Annotated in this window: 9 protein-coding genes; 4 read left to right on the forward strand and 5 right to left on the reverse strand. The window is 50.6% G+C overall.

Features of this window, described 5'->3' with window-relative positions; translation table 11 throughout:
• The first annotated feature begins 201 nt into the window (after positions 1-201).
• Positions 202-858, forward strand: coding sequence for a hypothetical protein (locus tag C1752_RS18190; protein ID WP_233501702.1), 657 nt, complete (start codon positions 202-204; stop codon positions 856-858).
• Positions 859-883: 25 nt separating this feature from the next.
• On the opposite strand, the gene C1752_RS18195 is transcribed toward C1752_RS18190, so the two are convergent.
• From C1752_RS18195 to C1752_RS18215, 5 genes are all read right to left on the reverse strand, one after another.
• Positions 884-3685, reverse strand: coding sequence for a CHASE2 domain-containing protein (locus C1752_RS18195; protein ID WP_110987479.1), 2802 nt, complete (start codon positions 3683-3685; stop codon positions 884-886).
• Between the two features lie 7 nt (positions 3686-3692).
• Entirely contained in the window at positions 3693-4430 is a 738-nt protein-coding gene (locus C1752_RS18200; RefSeq protein WP_158535132.1) for a DUF928 domain-containing protein, read from the reverse strand.
• Positions 4431-4673: 243 nt separating this feature from the next.
• Positions 4674-7280 carry a CHAT domain-containing protein gene (locus C1752_RS18205; RefSeq protein ID WP_110987481.1) on the reverse strand — a complete coding sequence of 869 codons (2607 nt, stop codon included), beginning with the start codon at positions 7278-7280 and terminating at the stop codon, positions 4674-4676.
• Positions 7274-9454 (reverse strand): two-partner secretion domain-containing protein, encoded by a 2181-nt coding sequence (locus C1752_RS18210; protein WP_158535133.1) that lies wholly within the window; start codon positions 9452-9454, stop codon positions 7274-7276. Before C1752_RS18210 ends, C1752_RS18205 begins: the two co-directional genes overlap by 7 nt.
• Positions 9455-9655: 201 nt before the next feature.
• A complete protein-coding gene (locus C1752_RS18215; protein ID WP_110987483.1) occupies positions 9656-9865 on the reverse strand; it encodes a hypothetical protein in 210 nt (69 codons plus the stop codon).
• Positions 9866-10347: 482 nt separating this feature from the next.
• On the opposite strand from C1752_RS18215, the gene trpB reads away from it, so the two are divergent.
• The 3 genes from trpB to C1752_RS18230 all read left to right on the forward strand — a co-directional run bounded on the left by trpB (position 10348) and on the right by C1752_RS18230 (position 14158).
• Entirely contained in the window at positions 10348-11604 is a 1257-nt protein-coding gene (trpB, locus tag C1752_RS18220) for a tryptophan synthase subunit beta (RefSeq protein ID WP_110987484.1), read from the forward strand.
• Positions 11605-11623: 19 nt separating this feature from the next.
• The gene (locus C1752_RS18225; protein WP_110987485.1) at positions 11624-13360 is read left to right on the forward strand and encodes a glycosyltransferase family 39 protein; all 1737 of its coding nucleotides are present in this window, start codon (positions 11624-11626) and stop codon (positions 13358-13360) included.
• Between the two features lie 228 nt (positions 13361-13588).
• Positions 13589-14158 (forward strand): SRPBCC family protein, encoded by a 570-nt coding sequence (locus C1752_RS18230; protein WP_110987486.1) that lies wholly within the window; start codon positions 13589-13591, stop codon positions 14156-14158.
• Positions 14159-14251: the final 93 nt, after the last annotated feature.

The raw sequence follows: 14251 nt of genomic DNA on the forward strand, positions 1-14251 counted from the left end.
GGGTAAAGGGGAAATAATGCCTGTATCCCTCATCACTCAAAGCTTCAAATGCCTCAGAATAGGCCCGAAGGCACTGGGGTGCCGTTCTCAAAATCGAGTGCTATATTGGAACCTCAGCCGGGGGGTAATTGATAGCAGTGGTGTCTTTCACCATTCTAGAATTGTCCACTCTATTGGATTTGCTCCAGGTTGTGCTTCATGATGGTAGCTTCTCAAACATCCGTATCCCAACAACATTCATCCTGCTACACAGACGAGGGATTGATCCAGCGCTTCGTTGATGGATTCATCCAGGGAAACCCTATTTTATTATCAAATCCCAATCTGCGGACTGAGCCTCTGTTCAAGAGTATGCAGTTGATTGCAGGCCATGATGTGATCGCGACAGCTTATTTGCAAGACCCGCCCATCCGCGCTGTTGTGCACCACGGCTCACCCTACAGCTCGATCCTCAAGCAGGCATTACTCGCTGAGAATTTTTATCCCCTCGCTCGCACGGGGCAAAGTCAGCAGTATGTCTATCAATATTGTCTTCCTCCCGAGGGGTATGAGCTCCGCTGTACGACAGCTAAAGAGCTGTGGCGTGTTTGTTGGGGCCGAGGGTTTAGCCTCCGCTCTGGAATCCCCCTCGATTTACTCGTTTGGGGCGGCGCTTCTAGCCGCAATCATGAAAACTGGCGCTCTCTCAGAGGAATAGACTGCGATCAAGGTAAGCTGCAGCTCAAGCTTCTAGGTGGAAGTCTTGCGATCGCAAGTTCTGATCTTGTCGTGTGGGCTCAGCAAAAATCCTCACACCCCTCTCCCAGAGAGCAGCGCACAAGACCGAACCTACGAGGATACTATCGACTGCGCAACTGATGCCTCAGCAGAGATCGACGTAATCTCAAGCGGTCGACTGTAGCTGCTGAGCCTCCTGTGCAAGCGTCATGATTTGCCAGAACTCAAACTCTTTAACCGTTTGCTTGAGGGCATTGGTAAGATCAAGCTGTACCTCTGGAATCTGCTCAATGAGGGTCAAAATGGCACTGGCATCAAGACGCTGTGCGGCCCAGTCTAATTGTGTTAACCAGTCCGTTGGCATGTGAGCAAGTTGCTCCGCAGAGAGGGACTCTAAGACACTCTCATGGGTTCCAAAAGACCGCACTGACGGGCTGAGAGGGTCTTCTTCATAAAGATACTGCACGCCCAAGTGCTCCGCTAGAGCCGTAAAAATCGTCTCTTCTTGAAAGGGCTTATAAATACAGTCATGGCACCCAGCCGCAAGAGCACGGGTTCGCTCTTGCTCAAATGCATTCGTGCTCAAGGCGATCACGACCCCCTGCGGCGGCTCTTCCAGCGCGGTGAGATGCTGGAGCACCCTTTCTCCACCCTCAGAGGGCAGTTGAAGATCAAGGAACACCGCATCAGGGTGCCAACTTTGACAAGCGGCAATCACCTCGGCCCCGCTCTCAACCGTTCGTACTTCAAAACCCACCAGCTCCAACAGTGCCCCTAATAAATTCCGACTTTCCCAGCGCCCCTCAGCCACTAAAATTCGGTAAACAGGTTGAAGGGGAGCAATACCGACCACTCGTTGAGATCTTTGCGGGACTCGGTTCTCAGCCATCGGCTGCACAGGTAAAATAAGACTAACAGTTGTGCCTTTATCTGGCGCGCTAGCAACGGCAAGTTTGCCCTGCATCAGCTGCGCAAACTGTTGACTGATCGCAAGACCCAGTCCTGTCCCTTTCTGAGCTTGTTTCCCTGTTCTCGTTTGGATAAACGGCTCAAAAATCTGCTGGAGTTCTTCCGGTTCTATACCGGGTCCTGTATCCTCGACCTCAAAGTAGAGATAGCAGGCTGTGGGGGAAGTTTCGCGCCCATCAAGACTCTCTATTATGTCGGTAATCTGATCTTGTTCCGCCAGCTGAACACGTAGGGTTACACCACCCGAACGGGTGAATTTGATCGCATTGCTCAGCAAATTAATCAGGATCTGCCGTAGGCGATTCTGATCTGTCGCCATGTGTTGTGGCACGTCAGAGGCCCACTGAATTAGAAACTGCAGGCCCTTTGTTTTAGCTTCGAGCTGCAGCATCTCCTTTAAAGTTTGCAGAAGGCGATAGAGGTCCATGCGGTCAGAACTGAGTGTCATCTGCCCCGCTTCAATTTTGGAGAGGACTAAAACATCGTCAATCAGGCTCAGTAGATGTTCGCCACTGTGGCTGATAATCTCAGTGCGTTCTCTCTGAGTGACATCTAAATTGACGTCACGGATCATCAACTGTGTGAACCCTAAAATAGCATTCAAAGGCGTTCTGAGTTCATGGCTCATGTTTGCCAGAAAACGGCTTTTAGCCTGATTGGCATCATCTGCGGCTTCCTTGGCCTGTGCCAATGCTTGGGTTCGTTCAGCAACGCGAACTTCTAGCGTTTTCGCATAGCCCCGTAGCTGCTGATTCACCTGTGCCAACTGAGTATTGGCAACTTCTAACCGTTCTTGCTTATGCCAGCTGATGGCTGCAATCCCGCTGAAGAGCAGCGCAGCTAAGGGCGGAACAACGGGAATCAACCAGCCATTGAGAAAAGCCCAATAGGTACTGCCGATCAAAATGCTCGTGGCCGATAGGATGCCGCCCACCTCTCTGAGTCCAAAGAGTACCTTTTGGCTAGCATTTGCCCGATCCAAACACAGGCCGCCAACACTGCCGATACTCGCCCAGACAAGTACCCAAAACCACTGCCCGGGAATGGGCCACCCCCGCAGCAACAAGCGCCCCGACTTGGCCGACTGAATCATCTGGCTGGCTAAATTAGCATGAATTACAACACCCGCCATTGGTTCAGCATCCGTGAACCAGGTGCGATTGCCGTAGGGAGTACCAAAAAAATCATTGGTGCTCACCGCCGTCGATCCAATCAAGACAATGCGATCTCGAATGGCTGCTTCAGGAACCTGTCCATTTAATACCTCTGTCAGCGAGAAGGTCTGAAATCGAGAGATAGGGCCGCGCCAGTTCATGAGGATTTGATACCCGCCCCCCTCCCGTGGCTTGTACCCCACCTCAGCAGGTTTTAGGGGCGTAAAGACAGCTTTACCAATCCGAATCTCTTCGCCATCGCTCTCCTGTGCTGTAATCCCTTGCTCCTGAAGATGTCGGAACGCCACGTGTACTGATAGCGCATGTTTATCCACACCCTGCACAGGATCTTCGACGGTCAACAAACCCCGCCTGATTTTACGGTCAGGATCGGTCAAGAAATCAGCAAAGCCGACCTGTCCAGCTTTTTCTAGAATTGAGGGCGGTGCCACGCGCTGATTACCAAGAATTGTCTCAACCCCAATTAAGTTTGGCGTTGACCGAAAGACCTCCAGCAGCGCCTGGTGTCCGGTCCCTTCTGGCAAATCTCGATAGAGATCAAGCCCCATCACGCTCGGACCAAGCGCCCGCAGCTGCGTCAGAGCTTTCGCTAAAGTGGCATCAGGAATCGGCCAATCACCAATTGCAGTCAGATCGGCTTCATCAATGGTAACGATCACGATTTCGGCTTCGGTACTCTCTTGAGAGCGCAAACGAAAGAACAGATCGTGGGAGGCCCACTCTAGGAGCCGAAAAATGCCTAGGGCATCACTACCCAGAACCAAAACGGTAACAATAGGGGCAATGAAAAGTGCACCTCGCCATCGCCAAGACTTGAGGTCCACTACCGACCTACTGCAGAACGTTTGACGTCGTCAAGGTGTCAAGTTCCTGGGGATTTAGGGCTGTCCATCCCAAAAAGTTACGCCAGGATTGAGCAATCTCAGAATTCTGAGGCTGCTGCCGTTTGAGCTGCGTCAGAGTTGCGATGGTGTCGTACCAAAAGCCAGCTTCTCCTAAGGAAATCGCCTGAGCGATGGAGGGAGCCTGAGCCACAATCGTTGCAACAGATGCATTTGGTATTACTCTTTGAACCCAACCATCAATAAAGGGGCTGCTGGGCCGCAGTTCTCCATTACACTTCACGGCTAAAAACCATTGATAATGCTTGCTTGGTTCAAGGGCTGGGGCTTGCGCAGGAAGCTGGAAACTGAAGAGACCCGCTTTCCCTGAGATCGGTAAGCTCGTTTCAAAATGAAGCTGCTTTGCTTCATCTTTGAGGCTGAAAAAAACTTCTGTAGCCGAGGTTTCTGGCAGGTAGGCCACAATTGTGGGGCGCTCTACAGCAGTTAGACCATAATGACTTTCCGGCAGGAGCGCTTTAACCGAAGCCGATTCCGCAGTGGCAGCCGAGTCACACAACCCACCTCGCGACGCACCTTGAGAAGTTGAAGCACGACGAGGGGCAGGTTTATCAGAAGGCGATTTAAAGGGAATATTGACGCTGGCGGCTGCCATCGGAGCCATTGCCCAACTGCCCATGGTCAAAACCATGCTCCCTAGGGCTAGTACTGGAGTCGTACGATACATATAGGTCCCCTTCGTCAATCTGTTCACCATGCCTAAAAATAATTTAAAGTCAATAATTAAAGGCTCTGTCTAGTAGTGAAGCCAACAGCTCATGGATTTAGGCGACTCAAAAGCCAGATGACAACTGCTAATATATTGCTTGTCAATTAATCAATACTGCAATCTACAGTACTATTCTATTCCTAGTGTGCACTCTAATCTTTTAAATCGCCAGCTTATGGGTGTGGAAAACACTCTTTTTACCTATAGCCAATTACCTACCAATATAAAGGGTGCCCAGAAAAAAGGAGCGTCATAATCACTCTCTGACAATAACGATAGCTGAGCTTGTCTGAGGGCTTCAGCTTTAGTGATTCCTGGGATCTTCAGGGACTGATAAAACTGGCGCATGAAGGTTGCTGTTGATTGATCTCGAACGGACCAAAGCGTTGCCAGTGTGGCACGGGCACCTGAGCGAACGGCCAATCCGGCCAATCCCAGTACCGCTTTGTCGTCTCCCGCTGCTGTTTGACAGGCACTGAGAACTAATAGCTCAATTGCTTGAGAATTTTGTGTTCCCTGTCTAGAAAGCAGTGCACTCAAATCTTGAATATTAAGTCGTCCTTCCCAGGTCAAAAGGAAGGTCTCAGATGCGTTAGAACTAAACTGCCCGTGGGTTGCCAAATGGACAATGCTAGCGGGTTCTTCGGTAACGCGTTCGGCTAATTTCGGTCGCGTAAAGTCTTGATTGAGGAGAGTGGTGCTCGGCAAGTTTTGGGAGAGTTGTTTTAGTTCGGAGGTGACAGCGGGGAGTGCACTAAACCCCTGGTGGGCAAGACTGACGCCGCCTGTAATTGCGCTGAGTTTAGTATCAGCCAATGGGCGAGGCGCTAACAACTGCAGGCCAGGGGAAAGCGCAAGGCGATACTTTTCAATCAGGTATTGAGTACCGTCGTGGAGAGCCGCCATCGGAATATTGCGCAGTTCACCGTCGAGAACAAACACTAAGGTTTCAACACCTGCAAAGGCCTGATCGGCTTCAGCAGAGCGAATCAGTAGATCATACATTTTCTGTGACCGCTGCAGCTGTGCCTCGCTATCATAGGCCAGACTTAAGGATTCTAGGAATGCATCAATTTGTGTTTCAACGTCAGCTTCAGCGTTGGGGATGCTGTAGTATCGCGGCGGTTGCTGAGGACGAGAGACAATAATAGCCGTCTGTTCAGGCAGGATAATTGAGTAAACAACGGCTGCGGTCGGATCGATTTGGTCAATTTGTACAGGCTGCAGATCGGCACAGGCTTCCCGGAAGAAGTTATCGAGTTCAGCAAGCTGTAGGGCTTCAATCAAGGCGCGCGCTTCGATTAAGTTGGCTCGACTGGGCTGTTCTTCTTCTAACAGTAGGGCTACAAGCTCTCGATAGGTAGGTTCAACACTCTCTCGAAAGGAGAACTGCACCTCTGAACGAATGGTGGCTAAATCGCTACGAAGCTGCTGCAGAGCCTGAGCCGCCTGACGATAGGATGCGATCGCAAGTCCACTATTCCCCTGCTGCACCTGGAGTCGCCCCAACTGTGTAGCAGCCTGAGCGGTGATGTCAGTCGCTCTCATGCCTTGGGCACGTGCCAAGCCTTTTTCTGTAACACCAATGGCCTGCTGCAATTGCCCCCGATGTCGGTAGAGTTTTCCCTGCTGAACTAAGGTGTGGGCGGCGGCTTGTCCATCCTGTAGTTGATTTGCATTAGCAGCGGCCTGCTCTAGCAGTTGCAGGAGAGCATCACTTGATATCGGTGACGGACCGACCTCCCAGGCAAGCGTGGCATTTGCAAAGTTCACTGCACTGTACACAGCATGACGGCTAGGGGGAAGCCGGGAAATCTGGCGATACAGTTCGGGGACAAGCTGCATCGCTTGCTGCTGTTTTCCAAGTTCAAGATAGAGACTCAGCTCATTTAACTGGGCGTCAATCTTCTCCCTCGGCTGAGTCGCTGCCTGAGCAGCCTGCTGGAAGAACTTCAGGGCCGCCTGGGTTTGCTCTAAACCATGCATCGTGCTGCCTAGACTCAAGAGAATAGGGCTACTGGAAATTTTTTCTGCCTGTGCAATCGCAAGACTCTGTTCTAGGGCTTGGCGACTTGCTTCAAAGTCTCCGAGCTTTTGGTAGGCGATTCCTAAACTATGCAGTCCTCGCAGCTTCAATATCGAGTTGGGGGTGCTGTTGATCTGCTGGGTCAAGCCCGTTAAAAGCGTACGGGTCCGGCGATAAAAACCGAGCTGCTGCCAGGCTTGAGCCTGATTGATCTGAGTCCCTAAAGCACCTTGCGCATCGTTGGCACGCTCATAATACTGATGGGCATTGTTCCAGGTTGCGATCGCATCTTCGGCTTTACCTGTAGAAAACTGCAGACTGGCTTTGGTGTTGAGCGTATGGGCCCACAGGATCGGCTCTGCAACAGCATTTGATTCTAAGAGGCGTAGACTAGTTGCGATCTCATTTTCAGCAGCTTGCCACTGGGACAATTCTTGATAAGCCAATGACCCATAACTCAGACTCAAAGCCTGATTGGCAAAATCTCCCTGGCTAGCATAGGTTTCTGCTGCGGCCTGAAAAGAAGTAGCAGCCTCTGCAAACAACCCGGCGGAGTAAAGACGCCTTCCCTCTTTTAAAAACTCTTCTTCAGACCGCTCAGTTTCTTTAGTCTGCTGCGCGAGAACAATGAAAGGTTCGGTACCGACAGAAGCTACCACAGGCTTTGAGGCTACCAGTCCCCCTATCCCCATCCAAATAAACAGCCAGAACAGAAGCGGCTGAGCGACCCTACGCTTAGAGGAATGGCAAACCCTATCTTTTTGGCTTGTAGAAGCTAACATGTTTGTGCTGCGTCTCCAAGGTCTGCTGAAACTAAGTTCGGTTGATGATTTACAAGCCTCATACGTCCTTGAGCATCACGGTGCCAGCCTGTTGCTTCTAGTAACGGGGCTGGTGTCACTGGCCTAGTAGCATATTCCTGTGAAGGATACCCTCGCTGCTGCGTCGTGCGAAAAGCCGAAAGGTCACGCACATCATTCCATAGCTGTGGATTACTCACTAAATCCTGAGGGCTGGAGGGGACACCTCCCCGACCTGCTAATACAAAGCTATTGCCTTGCTTGGCTGCACAACCGATAGCAATCTTCTGACTTGGGTCGCTGACGCCTTCAGGCAAGTTGACAAGAGCTGAGTCTGGGTCAGAGACAAGTGTGTCGATTTCAATGCCTCCAGCAAGTCCAAATTCAGAGCTAGCATCAATATCATTGGTTCCATTACCTGCAATCGCCTGCCGTTCTGCGAAGCCAAACAAACCTTGGGTATTAATAGTAATATTGCCCCCCATCCCCTCAAAAGCATTGGCAACGATATTGCTATCTTGACTCGGACTTGCAAAAACAAGACCTGCATCTATTGCGATATTGCCGCCATCACCAGTCCCCCCAGCTTCTGCTGTAATCTGACTGTTGTTACTCAGCAGCAGCAGCCCTGAGACTTGCAGATTGATATTGCCGCCTCTACCAACTTCTGTCTGTGCATTAAGAAGGCCTTGATCAAGAGTTAAGGTATCCGATGTGATGTTGAGAGTGCCTGCGGCTCCAGATCCTGAACTCGTAACGACAACTTGCGCACCATCTCTGATCGTTAATTGCGGAGTATTGATACTTAAGACTCCACCAGCACCGGAGCCATCAGTTGCAGCGGATAAGTTACTTGGTATTGGAACTGGTGAGCCAATACCAGAAATTTCTATCAGCTCAGAGGCGTTAATGACTATATCGCCTGCCTTTCCCTGGCTAAGAGTGCCAGAAGAGATAAAACCTCCGTTGCGGATGAACAGCTTCTGAGTATCAATCAGGATATCTCCTCCGTTACCAGTTACTGGTGCATTTATTACCTCCTGTTCATCGATACCGACTTGCGAGAACAAAGAACTCGGCACACCATCAATTTCAACTGAGTCAGTTGCGAGAACTTCTATATTGCCGCCATTACCAAAATCGGTAGTAGCATTGGAGATCTGTGTATTACTTAGGACAATGTGCCGACCTCTGAGTCGAATCGTCCCACCAGCGCCACTAGCATCGATGGAGGCCAGATCGCCAAACAAAGCTGGAACCACAGAGGGATCGAGAGGACCCAAACGAATATCTTGAAAGCTTTCAACCAAGCTGTAGTCAAGTGCCCACCCTTGATTGACCTCAGTCAAGCCAACAAAGCTATTTCTATCAACACTACCAAGCTCAACCCGTCCTCCTAAAGCAGTAAGATGTCCACCTTCAAACATCACCTCCCTCCCGACAAGAACCAACGCATTACCTGGCCGTACCTGCAAGCCAACTGGATCCCCAGATGGAGCCAAGCCCAGGGGAGATATGTTAGTAATGGGCATTGCATTAGATTGATTGGTGATACCTCCCGGAGCTTCCCCAAACTGCAAGCCAATGGGAGAATTAACTGTCAATAGCGGAGTTGCTTGCGAGGATGCGGCACTAAACACCGTGCCGTCTGCAAAGGTTAAATCACTAGCAGTAGTTCCAAGGAACGAACCACCAATATCAAGAATTGCATTTGGGCCAAAAATGATACCGTTTGGATTGATCAAAAAAAGATTAGTGGCTCCCCCAACCTGCAAAGTGCCATCGATATTGGAAATAGAGCTACCTGTCACCCGGCTGATTATATTTTCGACAGATGTATTGCCAGGCAGACGAAAATTTGCAACCTCACCCGTACGAATAGAAAATGCCTCAAAACTATGAAATAGATTGCTGCCGCGCTGAATACCACCCGTAATCTCTACCGACGACCCAGCGGTGCTGACTCGCGTTGACAGTGTACCGTCTGGCGCAGCTTGCGCAGTTGACGGGCAAGCGCCCAGTAAGAGGTTTCCTCCAATACATATCCCGCAACACAGCCAAGAGTGAATCCACTTATTGGCAACACGAACATTACTTAATAGATACACCTTAGTTTCTGTGAGATATTTCTGACAGCTTCCTGGAAGTATACCCACATTTGTATTTTTGCCAACATTGAGAACAAGGCAGAATCGCAAAACATTGCAAACTTGCAACGCACAAATACTATTTATCCGCTAGCGCCTTGATTCTCTACCCAAAAAACAACGTAATAGTGCCGTAAGCCTATTACGTTGTTTTACGTTTCTACTTAGGTATATCGCTTTCTCAACACCCCAAAATCAAGGGCTGGGCATCTACCAACAAAATCTTCCAATGCCTGCAATTGTAATACAGCGTTGAGGCTCAACAACTCGCTTGATAACATCTTGGCTTTCACTCGAACTCTGCTCAGCCTGATCAAGCTGAGGCTGAGCTTGAACTTTCTCTGCCATCAGAATTGGGCCAGAAGCAGCAGAGAAGGTCATGGCACTGATCGCTAGGGCCAAGGAGAATTTAGTTTTCATGATGCTTATGAATCCTTAAGTGAATCTACTGAATTCGAACAGATTTAAGTCACTCAAAATTGTTCTGAAAATGAATTCAGAATTTATCCCCCAAGAGTTCCCCCATGTGCTAGACCAGCTAGCACTGAACGTCATGCGTAAAACTACGCAAAATGTCAGATAACTAGTTGGAATTGTATAGTAAAAAGACTAATGTGGCATCCCCCAAACAGGTGAGATGAGATTAGTATGACCATACGTCAAAGTGCCACGTCATTGCTTAGCCTTGAGAAATGTACAAGTTTCCCACTATTGGAAGTATTTTGACGGCGATTCTTCTATCAGGCTTTGTTGACATCCCTGTCTTTCAAGCTACGGCCTCTAGGTAGTGAAAGACAGAAGATATTGCTCTATGCGTGTGCTTGCCGCTGGAGTTGCCCTGATGTGTGGACTACGATCCAACTATAATAATCTTTGTCCTATCTCATTAAGAGTCTGCAGCCGTGACCGTTTCTCCCGTCTCCCCTGCCGCAACATCAAATCCAACTCAACTTCCTGATGCGCTGGGTCGATTTGGTGTATTCGGAGGCAAGTATGTTCCTGAAACCTTGATGCCTGCCCTCAGTGAGCTAGAAGAGGCGTTTGAGAAATATCGAGATGATTCTGGCTTTCAAGAGCAGCTCAACGGTCTCCTGAGAGATTATGTCGGACGGGCCAATCCGCTGTACTTCGCAGAACGTCTGACGGCTCACTATGCACGTCCCGACGGCACAGGACCACAAATTTATCTCAAGCGTGAGGATCTCAATCATACGGGTGCTCACAAGATCAACAACGCTCTGGCGCAGGTATTGCTAGCGCAACGAATGGGCAAGCAGCGCATTATTGCAGAAACAGGTGCAGGCCAACATGGCGTCGCCACCGCCACTGTCTGTGCTCGATTTGGCTTACAGTGTGTCATCTACATGGGTGTTCAAGACATGGAGCGTCAATCGCTCAACGTGTTTCGGATGCGTTTGCTAGGAGCAAAGGTCCAACCAGTAGAGGCCGGCACCGGAACGCTCAAGGATGCCACGTCAGAGGCAATTCGTGACTGGGTGACTAACGTTGAGACCACACACTACATTTTGGGTTCCGTTGCGGGTCCACACCCCTATCCGATGATGGTCCGCGATTTTCATGCGGTCATTGGTCGAGAAACACGGCAGCAGTGCCAAGAGCACTGGGGTGGATTGCCCGATATCTTGCTGGCCTGCGTCGGTGGTGGCTCCAATGCAATGGGTCTGTTCCATGAGTTTGTTAAGGACTCTTCAATCCGCATCATTGGCGTCGAGGCTGCCGGTGAAGGTATTGGCAGCGGACATCATGCCGCGACTCTCACTCAGGGACAGATTGGTGTTCTGCATGGTGCAATGAGCTATTTACTGCAGGATGATGACGGTCAAGTAGAGGAAGCGCATTCGATTAGTGCCGGGCTAGATTATCCGGGTGTCGGACCGGAGCACAGCTTTTTGAAAGATAGCGGTCGTGCAGAGTATTTCAGCGTCACCGATGCTGAGGCGATTGCAGCCTTTCAGCGCCTCTCTGAACTAGAGGGGATTATTCCGGCCCTAGAGACCAGTCATGCGATCGCATATCTTGAAACCCTCTGTCCACAGCTAACAGGCAGCCCGCGCATCGTGATCAACTGTTCAGGCCGGGGGGATAAAGATGTACAAACCGTGGCCAAATTTCTGGAACATCTCCAGAGCGACACCTAAGATTTAGGCATCACTCGTTTTGCAACGCTTGCAGCAGCCTAATCGATACCATCTATTACTTCTCTTGGCATCGATTGTGTTAGGGCTGGGGCTGCGGCTGATAAACCTAACCGATAAATGCCTCTGGACTGATGAGCTGGCAACCTTAGTTTTCAGCCTCGGGCACAGCTTTTTAAGTATTCCTCTCGATCAGATCATCACATCTGAGACCCTTCTGCAGCCGTTGGTCCCAGATCCTCAGCTCAACCTCGGAGGCGTCGTTGAGCATTTACTAGGGGAAAGCAACCATCCGCCCCTCTATTTTTGGCTCACGCATCTGTGGCTGCAGATGTTCCCGACCCCAGACGGCCTCGTTTCTTTGTGGGGAGCGCGATCTCTCTCGGCCCTATTCGGCACTGCGGCGATTCCGGCCATCTTTTGCCTAGGCTATCTTGCCTTCCGCTCGCTCTGGATTGCCCAGTTAGCAGCGCTATTAATGGCGACCTCTCCCCTCGCCATTTATCTGGCTCAAGAAGCGCGTCATTACACGCTCCCGATTTTGTGGGTGATCGCTTCCCTCGCCTGTTTGATAATCGCCACCCGTGCCCTAGCCGAACGCCGTCCCTTACCCTTGTGGGTGATGCTGGTCTGGATTGTAGTCAATGGATTGGGAACAGCATCACACTATTTCTTTAGCCTGACCCTCTGCGCTGAGGGGATTGTTTTGCTCGGTTTAGCAGGTCGACAGATCCAGCAGCAGGCCCTCTCTACAGACAAAACTCTCAAAGCAAACCGTTCTTTCTGGCAAAAGCATCCACTTCGATCAACGTGGCTGCGAATTGGAGTAGTGGGCGCAGGGACGTTGGCAAGCTTGGTGGTCTGGCTTCCTTTTCTGCAGGGCGTTCAGGATAGCGAGATCACGCAGTGGATCCATCGGGGCAATCGCGTCGGACTAGAATGGCTCGATCCGGTTTTGCAAATCCTGGCGGGGGCGAGCACGATGCTCTACATGCTGCCCATCCAGGCGAGCAATGCGCCCCTCAGCGTGGTGTCGTTTGTGGCGCTGGTGTTGCTAGCGATTTGGACGGGCTTCAAAATTAATCAGGGACTGCGGATTTCTAGCGCCAATGGCTATGCGGTCTGGATTCTAGGTGGGTTTGTTGTCGGTGCGATCGCAACTTTTTTAATCATCACCTATGGCTTCGAGCGGGAGGTGACCAGTGCCCCGCGCTATCATTTCGTCTTCTTCCCTGCGGTCATACTGCTGATTGCCGCTGCATTGGTCCAGCAGTGGTCGCCTTCTCGAGCTGTTTTGAAACAGACGGCCATTATTATTGTCAGCCTCAGTCTACTGGGCGCAATCACCGTCGTCAGCAACCTCGGCTATCAAAAAACCCATCGTCCCGACATCGTCGCTCAAGCCATTCGAGAAGGCCCCTCCCAACAAAGCCTGATTGTCATCGCCCATTCAACCCACGGCCAAACAGGACGAATGATGGCCCTTGCCTGGGACTTTAAACACCGTCCCCTCCAGCCTGCGCCACTTTTTTTAATGGCCCACATCATCGACAAGCCAGAATCAGTCCTCATTCCCCTTCAGCATTCGCTGGAACAGATATCAACCCCCATCACACTTTGGCTGCTTGAGTTCAAGGGAGTTCCCGAAGACGCACTGCAGGCAACGCTCGCTGCCCATCACTGCCAGCCTCAGCCTCAAGTCAAATCAGCCACAGACGGCTATCGATATCGCATGCATAGATGTAGAGGTGATCAGTGATAGCTCAATCAGGGGCAGGCTAGGTAAAAGCCAACATCCTGGGCATCATCTGTTAAGCTTTATTAAAAATCAAGACGATTTACTTGTTTTTTACGTTTATGCCGCATTAGTGGAGATCAAATGATGGCTCATGCTCAACGGTAGCTCGTGCAGGGTCAGTCCAGAGCGAGTTAACCCTGGCAGGTTCTAGCGGTATTTTTCGGTTGTTGATGATGAGGTTATGTGTTCATGGTTAGTGCCACTCGGCCCACTCCACTCCACACAGTCGATAGTCATTTGTCTGCGACGGATCAAGCTTCGCTACTTAATGGTGAGATCTTGATGCAGACGCGTTCCCATAGCCTGATCGGTGCAGGGGTGACGGCTCGAATGTTCTTGCCCACGCCCCGACCACAGGCCTGGACACAGCTCACACACTACCCTAGCTGGACTCAATTCTTTCCTGACATCAACCGCAGCGAAGTTCTGTCAACGGTTGACCGCTCGTCCTCGGTTGAGCATCGACTTCACCAGACGGCTCGGAAGGACTTTTTCCTGCTGGCGGTGCAGGTTGAAATTTATATGAAGGTTACTGAAACCCAGGATCAGCGACTTCGCTTTCAGTTCGAACGGGGAAGCTTTAGTGATTTCTCAGCCGATTTGACGCTCCAGGACTACGGCCCCGGAACAATCTTGACCTACTCAGTAGAAGCTACACCTCTGATTCCGGTCCCGAGTCTTTTCATTCAAGAGGCCATTCGTCACGATTTGCCCAGCAACATGCGGCAGATGCGCCAGGTAATCTGTGCCGCAGGCTAATGTATTTTTGTCCTAGCCAGTATGTTTACTCACTCGGCAGGTTAAATTCTGTAAAACCTACGAAAATTTGCTTTCCTGGTCTCGCTCAGGATC

It is taken from the genome of Acaryochloris thomasi RCC1774, assembly GCF_003231495.1.
GTDB lineage: Bacteria > Cyanobacteriota > Cyanobacteriia > Thermosynechococcales > Thermosynechococcaceae > RCC1774.